The 15,051-nt window shown below is 41.4% G+C and carries 17 protein-coding genes; all 17 read right to left on the reverse strand.

The window, feature by feature from the left end:
• Position 1 precedes the first annotated feature (1 nt).
• From ESZ50_RS04660 to ESZ50_RS04740, 17 genes are read right to left on the reverse strand one after another with little or no spacing between them, the layout of a single operon-like run.
• Positions 2 to 2,305: a hypothetical protein gene (locus ESZ50_RS04660; RefSeq protein WP_148622444.1), complete on the reverse strand. Its 2,304-nt coding sequence runs from the start codon at positions 2,303 to 2,305 to the stop codon at positions 2 to 4.
• A gap of 2 nt (positions 2,306 to 2,307) precedes the next feature.
• A complete protein-coding gene (locus tag ESZ50_RS04665) occupies positions 2,308 to 2,892 on the reverse strand; it encodes a hypothetical protein (RefSeq protein ID WP_148622445.1) in 585 nt (194 codons plus the stop codon).
• The gene (locus tag ESZ50_RS04670; protein WP_148622446.1) at positions 2,889 to 4,061 is read right to left on the reverse strand and encodes a baseplate J/gp47 family protein; all 1,173 of its coding nucleotides are present in this window, start codon (positions 4,059 to 4,061) and stop codon (positions 2,889 to 2,891) included. Before ESZ50_RS04670 ends, ESZ50_RS04665 begins: the two co-directional genes overlap by 4 nt.
• Positions 4,051 to 4,413 carry a contractile injection system sheath initiator gene (locus ESZ50_RS04675; protein ID WP_148622447.1) on the reverse strand — a complete coding sequence of 121 codons (363 nt, stop codon included), beginning with the start codon at positions 4,411 to 4,413 and terminating at the stop codon, positions 4,051 to 4,053. Before ESZ50_RS04675 ends, ESZ50_RS04670 begins: the two co-directional genes overlap by 11 nt.
• A complete protein-coding gene (locus ESZ50_RS04680; RefSeq protein ID WP_148622448.1) occupies positions 4,410 to 4,760 on the reverse strand; it encodes a hypothetical protein in 351 nt (116 codons plus the stop codon). The genes ESZ50_RS04675 and ESZ50_RS04680 overlap by 4 nt, the downstream gene beginning before the upstream one ends.
• Positions 4,760 to 5,581, reverse strand: a complete 822-nt coding sequence (locus tag ESZ50_RS04685) for a phage protein (protein ID WP_148622449.1) — start codon at positions 5,579 to 5,581, stop codon at positions 4,760 to 4,762. The genes ESZ50_RS04680 and ESZ50_RS04685 overlap by 1 nt, the downstream gene beginning before the upstream one ends.
• Positions 5,574 to 5,909 (reverse strand): phage baseplate plug family protein, encoded by a 336-nt coding sequence (locus ESZ50_RS04690; protein WP_148622450.1) that lies wholly within the window; start codon positions 5,907 to 5,909, stop codon positions 5,574 to 5,576. The genes ESZ50_RS04685 and ESZ50_RS04690 overlap by 8 nt, the downstream gene beginning before the upstream one ends.
• Positions 5,910 to 6,506 carry a phage baseplate protein gene (locus ESZ50_RS04695; protein ID WP_148622451.1) on the reverse strand — a complete coding sequence of 199 codons (597 nt, stop codon included), beginning with the start codon at positions 6,504 to 6,506 and terminating at the stop codon, positions 5,910 to 5,912.
• 11 nt (positions 6,507 to 6,517) lie between these two features.
• On the reverse strand, positions 6,518 to 11,143 hold the full coding sequence (locus tag ESZ50_RS04700) for a hypothetical protein (RefSeq protein ID WP_148622452.1): 4,626 nt from the start codon (positions 11,141 to 11,143) through the stop codon (positions 6,518 to 6,520).
• Positions 11,144 to 11,159: 16 nt separating this feature from the next.
• Positions 11,160 to 11,384 carry a hypothetical protein gene (locus tag ESZ50_RS04705; protein ID WP_148622453.1) on the reverse strand — a complete coding sequence of 75 codons (225 nt, stop codon included), beginning with the start codon at positions 11,382 to 11,384 and terminating at the stop codon, positions 11,160 to 11,162.
• On the reverse strand, positions 11,347 to 11,787 hold the full coding sequence (locus tag ESZ50_RS04710) for a hypothetical protein (protein WP_148622454.1): 441 nt from the start codon (positions 11,785 to 11,787) through the stop codon (positions 11,347 to 11,349). The genes ESZ50_RS04705 and ESZ50_RS04710 overlap by 38 nt, the downstream gene beginning before the upstream one ends.
• A 48-nt stretch (positions 11,788 to 11,835) precedes the next feature.
• A complete protein-coding gene (locus tag ESZ50_RS04715) occupies positions 11,836 to 12,258 on the reverse strand; it encodes a phage structural protein (protein ID WP_148622455.1) in 423 nt (140 codons plus the stop codon).
• Positions 12,259 to 12,270: 12 nt separating this feature from the next.
• Positions 12,271 to 13,323, reverse strand: coding sequence for a DUF3383 family protein (locus ESZ50_RS04720; protein ID WP_148622456.1), 1,053 nt, complete (start codon positions 13,321 to 13,323; stop codon positions 12,271 to 12,273).
• Positions 13,323 to 13,799 carry a phage neck terminator protein gene (locus ESZ50_RS04725; RefSeq protein WP_148622457.1) on the reverse strand — a complete coding sequence of 159 codons (477 nt, stop codon included), beginning with the start codon at positions 13,797 to 13,799 and terminating at the stop codon, positions 13,323 to 13,325. Before ESZ50_RS04725 ends, ESZ50_RS04720 begins: the two co-directional genes overlap by 1 nt.
• Positions 13,783 to 14,151: a hypothetical protein gene (locus tag ESZ50_RS04730; RefSeq protein WP_148622458.1), complete on the reverse strand. Its 369-nt coding sequence runs from the start codon at positions 14,149 to 14,151 to the stop codon at positions 13,783 to 13,785. The genes ESZ50_RS04725 and ESZ50_RS04730 overlap by 17 nt, the downstream gene beginning before the upstream one ends.
• A complete protein-coding gene (locus ESZ50_RS04735; protein ID WP_148622459.1) occupies positions 14,151 to 14,666 on the reverse strand; it encodes a hypothetical protein in 516 nt (171 codons plus the stop codon). Before ESZ50_RS04735 ends, ESZ50_RS04730 begins: the two co-directional genes overlap by 1 nt.
• Entirely contained in the window at positions 14,663 to 15,049 is a 387-nt protein-coding gene (locus tag ESZ50_RS04740) for a DUF4054 domain-containing protein (RefSeq protein WP_148622460.1), read from the reverse strand. The genes ESZ50_RS04735 and ESZ50_RS04740 overlap by 4 nt, the downstream gene beginning before the upstream one ends.
• Between the last annotated feature and the right edge of the window lie 2 nt (positions 15,050 to 15,051).

The raw sequence follows: 15,051 nt of genomic DNA on the forward strand, positions 1-15,051 counted from the left end.
CCTATATAGTAGGCACCCCAGCATTCCATGTTCTTGTTAAAGGATCAGCATAATATGTGACAGGCACAATATCGCCACTATCGCCCTTACCCATTTGTCCATTACCAAGCCATGAAGAAACATAAATTGAAGGATCATTGGTCCCTAATTTGATTTGCGCATGCCAATCAGAATGATTATTGAAATTAAAAAATGCAACTACAACTTGCCTTGCATCCGTACCTGGCAAATAATCTGCTACATAGAATGCGGTTGAAGGGACTTTTTCGCCAATAACGGTCATAGAACCGATTTGATTAACATTATCGGTATTAAATGTCCCACCAACATTTAGCATTACTCTATCGCCTTGTCGATGCCATCTAGCTGTTAAACCATAAAACATCATGCTTTGTGTTGATATTTTGTAACTCTCGACATTTACAAGTTCCCATAACGTAGCTGCATCTTTTGCACTTGGAAATGTTGTTCCAGTGGTATGTGCTACCTTTGCTTTAAAAATCGGGTTAGTAAGTTGACCAGTCTTTAAGTCCCCCACTTTAGAAAATGTAATCATTTGGCCGGCTTCAATTTTCATATTAGGTTGCCACGTTAACATTGTATTTACGTCAGTGGATACTACCTCTTTCCACCCAAGTAACTTGCCTCCGCTGACTGCCGAATACATCTTTCTGCCGTTCGTTAGTGATGTAACTTCAATTTCGCCGCTCGTCTTATCAGCACCTTCTATCACAGTAACCGTGTAGTTCGACTGGAAAGGAGCGTTGCTTATAGCATTATTTCCTGATACCCAATTCCCATTATATTTATGCATATCAGCTGCTACATCGACAAAATCCAAAAATGATGCTTGCCGTGTTGAAAAACTTCCAGTAATGGGAACGAGGTACTTTTTAATTCCATCAATGGTTTCAGCTCCAGTAGTATGCACTACCTGCTTATCATCAGCGACATTAACCCAGCCGACAATTTTGCCACTTTCAACAGGTGTATACCAAAAGCCACCAGTAAATAATGGAACAATAATCATCATTCCATTATCATTGCCGGACATTGGCATAATCGTAAGATTAAACCACTGAACCACTCCTGTAGGTAAACCGGACAGGCTTTCAGTGGTAACTGCGTATTGACCACGATAAACATCCATCTTTCCAGCTGCCACAATTGCTAAATCAGTGAACAAAGGCTTCTGCACATTTAGTCCATTTACAAATCCGTTGGCATTACCCGTACCGCCTTTTGCAGTTGGTAAAACACCTTGAATTCCCAATACAATGTTTTTTGTTCCATCAAAAGTAACCGATGATGATTGTGTTAAATCAGTGATCATGGTTCTTGCTGCTGAGAGTTTTGTGGCAGTTCCAGAATTACCCGTAATCGATGCAGATATTGTTTGAGTGAATTTATTAGTACCCGTCCAAGTGTTATCAGTTACTTCACTTGTGATCTGCCCCCAAGACCCCCAAACAGTGTTTTTAACTTTAATAAATACATTGTTAGAAAAATCTGACAGCCTAGCATTTCCGAGCAATCCATCAGATTTATCATCTGATTCAAAAATATCAAGAACAAACGGAGTTTTTGCATTAGCAGGCAATCCCACTAAAGGCACCCCCCTTTTTGCGAAGTATCGCCCACTACCTAATGAATTTATATCAGTACCCGCTGATAATTCTTGACCATAAACGTATCCTGCTGCCGTTGCACGCCCTGAAAGATTTCCGACAACCCCATCTTTGAAAATCTTAACCCCACCGACTGATTGATCACCTGTTAGTAATACAGCTTGATCATGTAGTGTTTTCAGTTTGCCATCAACGACATCTGATAGTTCAGCTAAATCTTTCATTTGCGCAATCGCATTGTCATCAATTTCCAAAGAAAAAGTGACGTTCGAATTTGTAACAGATAAATTCACGCTGTAAACAATTGAGTTCTGATTATCTAAACCACCTGCCGGAATAAAATCAGGGGTTTCAGCATCAACAACCGCCAATAGTGTCTCAACGTTATTTATATCTGAGATATAAACACCAATACTATTGATGTAGCTATCTTTTGAAATTCTTGTGCTATCAAATACTCCAGTAAATGAAAAAACATTACCGTTGCGAACAATGTCGCTGGGTAATGCTGTCAATATCTCATCAGACAACCGAGTCAACTTCGATATGTCTTTATCCTTGTAACTCACAGATGCAATTGACATCTTTGTTACTTTGTTTTCTTGCTTATGATTAAACAAGTCCGCTGCCGCCGCAAGGCCAGCATCAGTAAATCGTGCTCCTTTTAATTTTGCCATTTTTATACACCTGGAATCTTCATTGTCACAACTGGTGAGCTAAAGAATGCAGCTTGCTCTATAACTGCACCAATAGCAATTTCACTTGCACTGGCTTCCTTGAAGCTAACCCCTTCTAGCCGAATACCTGCTGGAAGAATACTTTTTATCCAACTAATGACCAACTCTCGTTGATCTTCATTTGGAGTAAGTGCAGCCGGTATATCTGTAACTCTCACAGATAATAATTCGTCCCCATTCTCCACGTTGAAAGAACTAAGTGGTAATCCACTGGTATTTGAAAGAACATTGATGATTTCGTTAGCCGTACCAACTCGCAAACTCATTTCAATATGAGACTTTATCAAAAAACGATAAAAGCTATCATCCGTCGTTAATCTAGTGACACCATATTGTTTACCTATTTCATCAAGTATTTTTCCGCTTGCTTCATCAATTGAACGTGACCTTGCAGCGTAGATTGATGACCTGTTAAGTTCGTCAATCTGACCACCAACTAAATCTAGTAGTTTGTAATTGTTCGACGTTGACCCTTTTTGTAAAAACAACGGCAACATTGCCACCATATCATTGGTTACTGTACTCATACTGTCACCTCGATATCGCCAGGCGAAAGGTACTCAAATTCTTCAACAGTAACTTTATTTCCAGTAACAGGTCTGCCATCTACAGTGAGCTTTACGTCAACGTCTACAATTCCATCTTCTTCATAAATAATGCCGTATAGCTTGGTTACATGTAGCGTTTCTCCAATAGTTAGCTTCGTAAGATAATCTGTCACATTCGCCTTTACATTATCCTTTCCACTAATGCTGAAGCTATCAGATACGACCAAGGTTAACTGCACATCCACTGCCTTTTGAGTTGGTCGATCAAATTTAATCACTTGCTTATGCGTTCCGTTGATAAGCGGAACTTCCACTTCGGAAGCCCCAGTCGTAGATACGCCCGCAGCAACAGCATTAAAAATTGCATTCGCAATATCGTAGTCATCTCCACCTTGAACATAAAAATGAACCGATTTAGGTGGATTCCCATTGCTATCAACTTCCATTGTGTCATTCACAATTAGGTGGGCCATTTGGACACCGACTACATTTTCAACAGCCGTTATTAGTGCATTAGGCGTTCCGTTCGCAGATCGACGGTAATTATCAAGTAGTCGTGTTCTTAAGTCACTGTCACTCTCTAACGCAACACCACCAACAGCCGCTTCCTTATTTACGACTTCTGTTAAACCATCCACAGCTTCAACAATTTTATTAATTCTGCCCGCTGCAACATTAGTTTTCAAATTTTGTTCAACTGAAACAACTAAAATTTCTAACTCTCCAGGTACATCTTCGCCATCAGAAGTTGCTACTCCTACTGGCTGGAGCTCTCCACTTTCAGCAGCAAAAAAGTTTATCCCGCTCTGTGTTCCGAACAATGTTTGCTCGTTGATCTTTGTTCCTGCCTTACCTTTCAACGTTAAATTTGTTGTCGCATTCTTTGCCGGATTACGGTATAACCCTATGTTTCCAGCCAAGCGATCTAGTGAAATGCCGGTTGCTTGAGAAACAAAGCCACTAAACCACACGGACTCCTGTAACTCTTCTTGCTTGGCGAGCTCGCTTGCCACAACTCTAAGGAACATTCCAACCATACTATCCGGACCAACTGCCACATCGGTTGAAATGGTACTCTGCGCTTGAGCTATCATATCGTTTAATATTTCATCACGCCGTCGCCGTTTTAGTCCTGAACTATCCAGCATTTAATACCACCTCCGTTTCTATATTTGTTGAATTAACTAGAGATAAAGTAAAAGACACGGTCAATGCCCGTGTCTTTCTATCTTGTGTAAATTTGAAATCACCTACCGATGAAATAATTGTTGAAGTTGTTAAAATCGCCGTCTTAATATCTTGAAGGATATAATCAGGGACAACACGTTTAACAAAAATGTTCGACCAACTAAGACCAAAATTTGGTTCAAAAGGCATTTCACCAAGATGCGTTTTCAAAATTATATAAACACTTTGCTTTATTTGCTCACTATCTTCAACAGTTACAATATCTTGGAATAGCGTCAGGTCGCCGTCTTGATTTACTTTAAAATCTTTCATGCCTTTACCTTTCCGATGATAATTGCATCATTAATACTATGCCGACGACTAATCGTTAAATTGTATACTTCCTTATCTCCACTAAAGTCTTCCAAAGGCAAATCAGTAAACACCATTGCCACAATATCGCCAACATTTAGAGTGCCAACATGGTCAAGAATATAAGCATTGTGAATCGTTGCCGTTTTATCTTTATCAGCTTCTTTAGCTAAGAGTTGAACGTTTGCTTTGTTGCTATTCACGTTGGTTACACGCCCAATTGATGCAACGTGTAAATCTCTCATGATTTTAGACTTTAGCTTATCAAATAACTTACTCCATGATTTAATCGGATCAACATTTCTCATTAGATAATTTCTCCCGTAGTTCTAAAACTGGTGCCATCAAAACTGTGTTCGCCATTTCTAAAGTGATAAATTCCACCGCCACCATATCGAGAATTCAATTTGATTCCTTGCCCGACTGTAATTCGATGATTTAATAGCAACTCCACGCTATACCCCGCTATATCATCATCGGATGACCAATCAAGGGGCTGTGGGAAACCAATCAATCCATGTTGAGCGTCATAAACCAATGCGTTATCACTACTATTTGTCACGGCGTTAATGATAATTCGCCCACGCTTATAAAACAGCTTACTGCCAGCATCTTCTGCTACTTCAGTTAAAGCATCCATCGCTGAACCCTCAACGCTGTAACCGTCACTATAACTCTTCTCCTTTTGTAGGTTAATCTCTGATATTGGAATACCTGCTGCTTGAGAAACTCTTGTAATTACGTCTTGCGCTGAAATACCATTTGACAGTGATAAATTAATCTCTTTCTTGGAGTAATCCTCCCCTTCCAAGAATGTGAATGAGGACTTAATTTCCCCATTTCCATCAGAGGTCCTTGGGTAAACGTAGTTAATAGTTCCTTCACTGATGACACCAATGTCATCTTGATACCCAGCTGAAAGCACAACGTATGATCCTTTTTGAATAAAGTTTTGACTATCTTGACTCAAGTTAAAAATATCCACTGTCGTTGATGAAGGTTCAGAGTCATCACTGAATGATGATGTGAAGTTGATCATCAATGTGCCAAATGAAGAATACTCCCATGTTGATTTATGTTCTCCAGTAGTTATTTCCAGTCTGATTTTACCTAAAAATTGATCAGTCATTTACTTCCTCCAGATTATCAATATAAAGGCGTACATTTGTCCCAAAGTTATCAAAAGTTATGTCAGTTGTCGGGTCCGATTCATCCATCGGGATAATCCTTTCAGCAGGCATATCAGGATTAATAACATCGCTCCATAATGGTTGATTTGCAACCATTTTCTCGCCTATTACTAATGCAGTACCGTCCGCTTTATATAGATCAACTGTAAAGTAGCCTTCCGAAGAGTTGTAATTGATACCAAAAATAAAAGTTTGGATTCCAAAGGGAAATTCAAACTTTTCGGGTAAATTATCTTTTTCAATTGGAATATAAGGTCTTAATGACATTTACTTAACCCTCGCTCTCACTCCGATTGGTATAAATCTATCTGGCCAATGATTCCAACCTCGCAATGTGTCCAACGGAGTTCCATATTGCATCATCCAGCCCCAGTAAGTATTGCCAGGTTGCACCGTAACCCAAACGCCGTCACCGTCACCGACCGGCTTTTTCACTGCAACAACTATTTGCTCCGGCCTCTGAACAACTCGTAAAAATTTCCATGTAATGGACACCTTTGTAGCATTAACCGCATTATTGTTATAACTATGTTCTATTCCACTTATAATCATAGGTGCAACAAAACGTCTACCAAAGAATTGCAGCACTGTACCACGCTCCTGCCACAACATTAATTGAGCAAGAGCATTCTGCCCGTCCACATTATTTCCACCGTCACCAAGTAAATATCCAGTTATTGTCCCAGAATCTTCCGTCATTCCAATGTGATCCGTTATAGCCGAGCCACTTTCAACGGCATTCTGTGCAACATCAAATTGTCTGGATAGCGACTCTCCATCTTCATCAGTTGCGATATATACACTATTTTGAGAATTAGGATGTTCAGTCATCCTAAATCCAACTAAGTGTTGATCAGCACCCATTATCTACCTCCTTAAATCAATCCTAGTGTGTCCGACAAATTCTGTGACATCGCTTCAAGGTAAGGCATAACTGCTGCCATTACCATTTTTTCAAGCCCAGCTCCTGCGACACCACTAATGTTAATCTCAGGCTTGATATTAATTTCAATATTCCGCTTATCTGCATTACTCTTTACAGGTTGAGCTTCACTCATTGCATTAAATGCTTGAATTGCTTTAGGAGTACCCTTAGCATACGCATTCAACTTCGCAAATTTACGACGAGTATCTTGTGCGTTCAATACGTGTGAACCAGCCGGTAGCGGAACCATAATATTCCGCTCGTTAGGGAACAAACCTACAAGTCCATTTGGTAGCATAAATGCCTCTCGGAATGTTGAACTCTGTTCATCATTAACCAATGCCATGCCGCCTGGGTGTGATCCCCCAGCAGGCGTACCCTTGGCATATTTTGCAAAGGCAGCCCTTGCACCAGGTGTACCGTTTGCAAACTTACCACCTAATTTACTAGTGTCCCCCTTCACGGCTACATCGATGGTTACCTTCTTATCCTTTAAGGCTGAAATTGCTGCCGCTAGGGTTTTAACCTTACCTGTCGCAGTTCCGGCACTATTTCCGATAGTTGCCATTGATGACGAAACCTTGGAACTAACTGATGTAGCAGTAGATACCATCTTATTGAAACTTGACTTGAACGTATTAGCTGCCTTGTTCGCACCATTTTGGACAGCATTTTCTACCTTATTCATGCCAGATGTAGAAGCACTTGCCAACTTTGAGAATGCTGAATTTCCAGCACTTCCCATCTTAGACATCCCACTCTTAACTGCACTCACAACCTGATTAGAGCCAGATTTTGCAGCGTTTTTGGCTGCATTCATTCCAGACTTAACTGATGAAGTTAACTTGTTGAACGTGCCCTTACCAATGCTGTTCATTCCAGCTAATCCAGACTTAACCGCCGTCGGTATCTTATGTGCGCCTGATTTAGCAGCTGAGGAAGCCTTACTCATACCAGATTTAACTGAACTTGATAGCTTATTGAATTGGCTCTTACCTGCTGTTCCTATTCCCTTGAAGCTACTAGTAACAGCTTTCTTGATACCCTTTCCACCGGAACTCATCGCCTTTGATGCCTTTGACATGCCTTGCTTGGCACTGGTGGATAGTTTATTAAATTCCTTCTTAGAGCTCTTACTGATGCCAGAAAATGCCTTGCTTGTATTTTTACCAACCTTACTGAACGCACTGGTTACCTTTGATGACGACGACTTGGCAGCACTTGCAAGTTTCTTAAATGAAGAGTCTCCACTCTTGCCGACCTTTTCAACGTGCTTTGAGGTCTTCTTAGCTTCGTCACCGGTCTTTTTTGTGCTCTTAGTTGCTTTATCAGCTGATTTAGATGTCTTTTTACCGCCCTTATCAGCACCACCAAACCACTTAGAAATATTTTTCATCCAGCTTGGTTGTTTCCAACCGCTAAACGGATTCTTAATTTTTGGTAGCTTGAAGCCCTTGAACGGATTTTTAAACTTTGGCATTTTAATCTTGGGCATCTTGAAGCCCTTAAATGGATTTGATAGCTTTGGCATCTTTATCTTGCTGAAAGTATTTCCAATGCTTGTCATCCACTTTGGCATTTTCACGCCCTTAAATATATTCTTACCAGCGTCTCCGATCAGTTTAAGAGGTCCCATAATTGGTCCACTCTTTGCAAGAGACTTCATTTCTGATTTAATCGCCTTTTGCGGGTTTGCTTTAAATGCTTTCAGACCCTTCCCAAGGTTTGAACCAATCTTTGCGCCTGCCTTACTATGCGATGTAAAGAAATTACCGACACTCTTGCCTACTTTTCCGGCAACCTTTCCAGCACTTTCCATTGCACCAGATACATTTTTCTTTACAGACTTACCAAACTCTCCAGCGCCCTTTGCCATCTTCTTAAAGTTAAGCCCACCGATTGCCTTACCAGCCTTCTCACCTAACCATGAACCAGCCATACCGCCAGCAACGGTTCCGACTGGCCCGAGCAAAGAACCAAGCGCTCCACCAACAACTCCACCAACACCTGATCCTACTGCGCCACCCACGGCTTTACGTCTAGTCTTACCAGGTTTCATGCTTGCAGCACTTGCAACATCTAATCCCATAAAGGCTAGATTTGCAACTCCTCCAAGTTTTCCAGCTACCTTACCAGCTCCTCTAACAAGTCCCGCACCAGGTATTTTAGAAGCAAAACCACTAATCTTACCAACAGCACCACCGACTTTACCAAACGCACCGCCAGCTTTTCCAACTACTCCGCCAACACGACCAAAAGCACGGCCTAATCGACCACCCTTTGAAGCTGCTAAACGTGTTGTTCTCGTTGCAACAGAGCCTGCTCTCGTCGATTCAACTCTGCCACCGATTGCAAGGGCTTCATCACTTGCCGTTGCAATTCTTCCACGAAGTTTCGTAGCTTTACGTGAATGCGCACCCTTACGACCTGCAACACGCTCATACTTTGATTCTAGCTTTCCAACATAAGAACCCGACTTATCTGAATACTTGGATAGCTTGCTTCCTGCACGCTTTGCTTGCTTAGATTCTGCTCCATACTTTTCAACTTGACGTTCGTACTTCGAAGCCGCTTTGTTATATTTACGGTTGGAACGAGTAGATAATTTCTTGCCCTTCTTTCCACCTTCGGAATATCCGTCACCATCTTCATTGTATGAACCGTCTCCATTACCATTAAGAGCAGCTGTCAACCTTTGTAGTGCAGAGGTATTCTCGTTTAAATCTCGATTGCTACCCTTTGGTGTTTTTCCGCCGCCAAATAACTTACTCAAGCCAGGTACTTTATCTAATTTGGTAACCTTTCCAGCGAACCCAAGGCCACCCTTTAAAAGTCCACCAATGCCTGGCAGTTTAGTCAATCCTTTAATGACGCCAACTCCAATAGCCAACTCTCCAAAGAATTTACCTAACCCACCGGTAACTTTATCAAAGTCCTTATCGAATCCTTTTGGTAACATTTTCTCAATTGCACTTTGAGCCTTGCCACCCCATTCTTTTAACTTATCAATCCCGCTTTTAACTTTATCCAAGCCTGAAACAATTCCATCTAAAAAGCCACCTCGAAAGGCGGCTGTTTTATCCCAAACTTTACCAAGCAATCCAACCAGAGGCGTTGTTGCTTGAATGATTTTACCAAATATATCAGCAACGCCAGCTAGCGCTTTAGCAACTGCATCAGCTTTAGATCGAAGGCCCTTAGAATCTGTAAGGCTATTCGAAAGTCCTCCCAGGACGTCCTTAAATGCTCCACCTTTTGCAACTTGTTTTCCAAAAGTATCCATTATCTGTGAAACAAAGGTTCCACTAGCTTGTTTACCAGCTCGCAATACACCTGGCAAGGTTGAATTATACCGATCAGAAGCCTTACCTACACCACCTGAATTTCCATAACCGTCAATTGCTGCGAAGGCAGTTTCGGCATCCATTTGACTGTAATCCCAGCCACCATTCTTGTTCTTGCCTAATTCATGACCATTACGCTTCTTATACTCATCACGCATCTTCCGTGTGATTTTACCGTCGAGCAAATTCAAACTTTTAGCAGCATTTCCGGACATCTTACCGGTATCACCAATATTACCGACAGCTGTCTTAAATTGCTCCATTTCACGGGTGTTCAATGCATTGGCGTCTTGAATATTGAACATACCCTTAAGCATACTTTGGGTCTTCCCTAGATTACCAGCATAGACACCACCATCTGATGAGTAAATTTGCTTTGCAATTGAGTTTGCCTCTGAAAAATCATTTCCAGCTTTGGTGGCAGTATCCATAATTGCATCATTTGCCCGTGCCGACTGTAGCGTTAATTGCCGACCCTTGACATTGCTGTGCGCATCTTGAATTGATGTAGCCCACATAGCCTGACCAGATTGACGTTCTTTTAACGTTTCCCAACCATTGGAAAACATTCCTCCAACGCCATTAGCTAGACCCATAACTCCTGAAGCAAGTAGCATTCCAGGGCCAAACATAGCCATGCTATCTTTGAAGGCGCCTGATACTTTGCCGCCTTTTTCAGAAGTTGATACATTGCCGGTATTTACGTTACCTAGATTATTAGACCCCTTTATTCCACCAAGAGCAGACTTCAAACGTCCTATTGCGCTAATCTCTCGGTCTACCGCCTCAATACCTTTATTTGCTCCCGAAGCAATCCCTGCACCGATTGACTTGCCTTCGGGCGTAACTCCTTTAAGCACATATTTGAGCTTTTCCATTGCGGTTAATGATCGAGTAACCGCTCCATCTGCCCTATTAAGGCCTTCGTAAATACCACTACCAGCTTGTTTCCCGTGCTCTGATAATACTGTTAACTTCTCACTTGCTTTGGTTGCTCCGGCTTCCAATTTTTCAAAGGATGCTGCGGACTTTTGTACTGCTCCGCCAAGTTCAGCAGTTGAAGCCTTTCCCTTGCTTGCTCCAGCACTGATTTTTTCAAACGCTCTTGTTGCAAAACTATCCAATCGTTCTGAATTATGTATAAGGCCGGTGATATCACTATCTACCTCACGTAAAGCAGCAGATTGAACATCAAAAGCGACCCCGATCGATAGTTTACGAATATCTCCCATTTTTAAGCCTTTCTTTCTAGTTTTCCCATTCAACTTCCGGATGTTGAATCTTATACAAAGCATTCGCCTTGTAGTTCAGATACGCAATATCGTCAATCGACATATATTCCATGTCTTCTCTCGTTGCCAACCCCATCATTATTGGAAAATCATACTGATAGTCCTCGTCGAAACGATTACTAAACTCTATGTCACCTTGGCTTCTAGTTAACAAACTTGCCAAGAAATTCGTCGGCCGCACCAACTAATTCTTCAAACATATCAACGTGATCATCAAAGTAATCTAAACCTTCCTTACGAATTTCTTCAGGGTAAGAAACCATTGTCTTAATTAAAGTGTCAACGTATCCTGGATTTGCGATATAACTTTGCATGTTACCTGCTGCAATAATCTCCATTGCCTTTCGAATTCCTGGATGTGTGAAAATCACTGGTTTACCTTGAACATTAATTTCCTTGATTTGTCCACGTAGTCCACCAGTCTCTCCACGCTTAGCGATATTATCACGGTAAGTTTGCAAGAGTTGATCCACTGGCTCTGATGGTGCAGTGGGTGTTGCCGGTGTAGTTGGTACAGTAGCGGCAGGTGCTTGTCCAGCTTCAGGTGTTACCAAAGTTCCGATTGTTTCGTTTTGCTCAGTCATAGTTATTTCCTCCAGAAATTCAAATGTTTAGTTACTTCGATTTTGCAATTAGACGTTGTCGTTCAAATAATTCAGCTCAGGGACCATAAGTTGCCATGAACGACCTGATGCAGTTGCACCAAATTGAGCGTCCGGCATCTTTTGAACCCAACCTTGTCCAGACCACGACTCATCATGGTGTACCAACTTGACTGGGAATTGTTGCTTGCTAGTTGCCAGCTTAGATAGCATTGAATTATCAACAGATAACTCTGATAAATTGACGGTAATAGTTCCACGATGATCGTTACTAATTGTCGCGTAACCCTCGCCCTTGGCATCGGCATTCATAGTCACAAGTTGATTTTGGAATGCGACTTGAACCATTGTTCCCTCTTGGAAACCATTAATTTCAACGTTATTTACAAATAAATGAACGTCTTGCGCATTATAACTTGGTTGATATTGCGTCTTTTGATTTTGTGCAACCATTGGTTACTCTCCTTACATATTGATTGCGCCAAAGACCTTAATTTGGTCGATGGCGTTTGCAGGTACATATTGATAACTTAGCCCCGTGAATACACGAGCCTGTTGATCAGATTCTCGCATTTCACTACGGTCCTTTGCGGTTACTGAGTAAGAGGCTTGCCCTGCGTCATCAGCATCAATAATTCCATTGGTATATGCTTTTGCAAGTACACCTTCAACAGTTGCCTTAAGCAAAGCAATTCCGGCTTGGTCATACGGAACCTTGTTACTTTGAGTTAAGATATTTTGCAAACTTGCCTTAATGTTAGAACCAGTCCAATCAATACCCATGATTACATCGATATATTGACCAGACATTGTTACACCACTAGTAGTTTGTGCAACATTGTTTGCCTTGTTTACAAAGGCCATTGAACCCGACTTCAAGATCGCATTCAAACTGATAGCGTCCCAATCATCTGCGGTCATTGTTGGAGCAATAAGGTCATGCCAATTCAAACTTCCAACAGTATATGCACCATAACGTCCAACTAATGCTGCATCAAGTCGTTGTGCATCACTTGCAGTTGCAGTAGATGACTTCTTAACCATCAGAATTGTACGTTCGTTCCCATCAAGGCTACCCTTCAAAACATCATCTGACGCAATTGCATCAGCATTAGCATAACGGTCAAGAACGATCATCATTCGGTATTGAGAACTCTCAATGATATTTGAAAGCGTCAATACCTTAGTATCATTCTGTGGCTTGATATCCTTGGTCATCGCCTCGTCTGCAAGAATGGCAAAGTACCAACCCTTGTTATCAAACAACTTCATTGCTTCTTCCAAGTCCGCAAACGTGATAACTGCCATGACTTGTGGATGATCCGGTTGAGCAAAATATTCTGTAGCAAAGCCATACACTGAATCGGCAGGCTTGTAAGCAGCTTGAATACTTTCCAACGTTGAATACTCCTTATAAGTATTCGTGTCACCAGGTACAAAATAAGCAGGAATTCCATACCCAGCAGACGCTGATGATTGTTGCACTTCAATTGAGACAGTAACATCTGATAATGTCATTAGTTCTCCTCCTTAGAGATTGTGATTTCGTCGATTACATCTGTATCGACTTCCAAATTTGAAGGCATTATTCCGAATCGTAAATCGAGCCTTACAATATGCTCGTATGACTCTCCAAGCATTAGCTGTGGTTGCGTGTAATGCCCGATTATTCGTTCGAAATATATGTCTTTTGCTTTCAATTCATCCTGAATAGAAAAACGCTCAAAAGCTGACCTTAGCTTAAGAGCGTTTAAATTATTCTCTTGTTCATGGCTTCCGTGTATCGCAAGTGAAACTTCTACACTAAAGCCATCTTCAATTGAATGATTAACTGAATTTGGCAAATATGGCGAAGTAAGCGAATAGGTTACAAATTCATCGCCTGGTCGTTTGCTATTGCTATTGTGCGGTACTAAATCTAAATTCAGCACGCTTTTAACAATAGTTTCGATAGCACTAGCTAGATTAGTGTAACTATTACTGCCACTTTCCATTATCTGCCTCCTTTCGTTGTGTTGAATCAGCTTCTTGTGCCTTATAGATAATGGCATCAGTAAAGCCTGTAGCTTGGTAGTTATCTTTGCCAACAATGGTCCAAATCTTGCCGTCAAATTTTAACTTTGTCCCAATTGGAACATCAAGCGTAGTAATCCATTCATATCTGCTAACATCATCAAACCCGCCGTCACCTTGCACAAATTGCGTCATGGTTGTTGCTGTAGATTCAACATTATTTGCAGGTAGAAAGGGGTCATAAGAAATGATTGGTTCATCAAGCAAAACCTCAATTGGGTTAGTCATTTGAACCTTATCAAGGATTGACCTTGCATTAACATACAAACTCATTAAATCACCTCATAAGTTACCGATTGACGAAGCCGGCCCGTATCAATCAAAGGACTTGATGAACCCTTGTTATTGATTGTCAGTGGCGCATTCGCAGGGCTGTGTGTACTTTTAATCTTGTTGCGAATATCTCTTGCCATCCGCTCTCCAAGTCGCTGATAAGCCATTCTTGCGCCAATGCTGCCATTAGCAACTTCGAATATTAACTTTTCAGCAAAAGTATTCCACTCCCCTTGCTTCTCAGCAAAGGTAGACCGGATAAACGAACGTTCTGGGATAGTTACTTCACGCAGTTTAAGAACACCATCTTTGCCGCCGTTTTCGCCTTTTGTAGGTATCCATAAATAACCACTTGGGTTCTTAGCCACAATATGTGCACCAAATTCCTGCACTCCCGCAATCATTCCAATTTCTCCGCCGCCAAGTATTCCAACTCGTACATGATAGTCCTTCAAATGCTCCAACTGCATGATAATTTCCGGAATATGATTGTCATCCTTAATAACAACGCTCATTTAACTACAACCAATCCCGCACCGTAGCGACGAGTACCCCCGCTAATAAGTGTCTTATAGTCACGATAAAAAATATCATCCTGTTTCGTATCAAATGAAGTTGTACCTCCTGAATTTGAAGTCTCAATTGGGCCAACCTTAACTTTAGTATTCTCGCCTGTTGACGTTGATGAAATACCGCCATTTTGATACGTGAACATTAAATGCGCAGTGTAGAGCTTAACTGCCATTTCCATAATCTTATCTGGAACCCTATCAAGTTGAACAATGCCATACGCTTCACTCGCCAACTCAACAGACACATCGTCTGGAATTTCAGCAAATGAAGTGTGTCGCAACTTAGCAGACTTGGATACAGCTTCTTTATCAAAGGTATAGCTCATAA

Origin of the sequence: Weissella muntiaci, assembly GCF_008107635.1 — a bacterium.
Taxonomy (GTDB): Bacteria; Bacillota; Bacilli; order Lactobacillales; family Lactobacillaceae; genus Weissella; species Weissella muntiaci.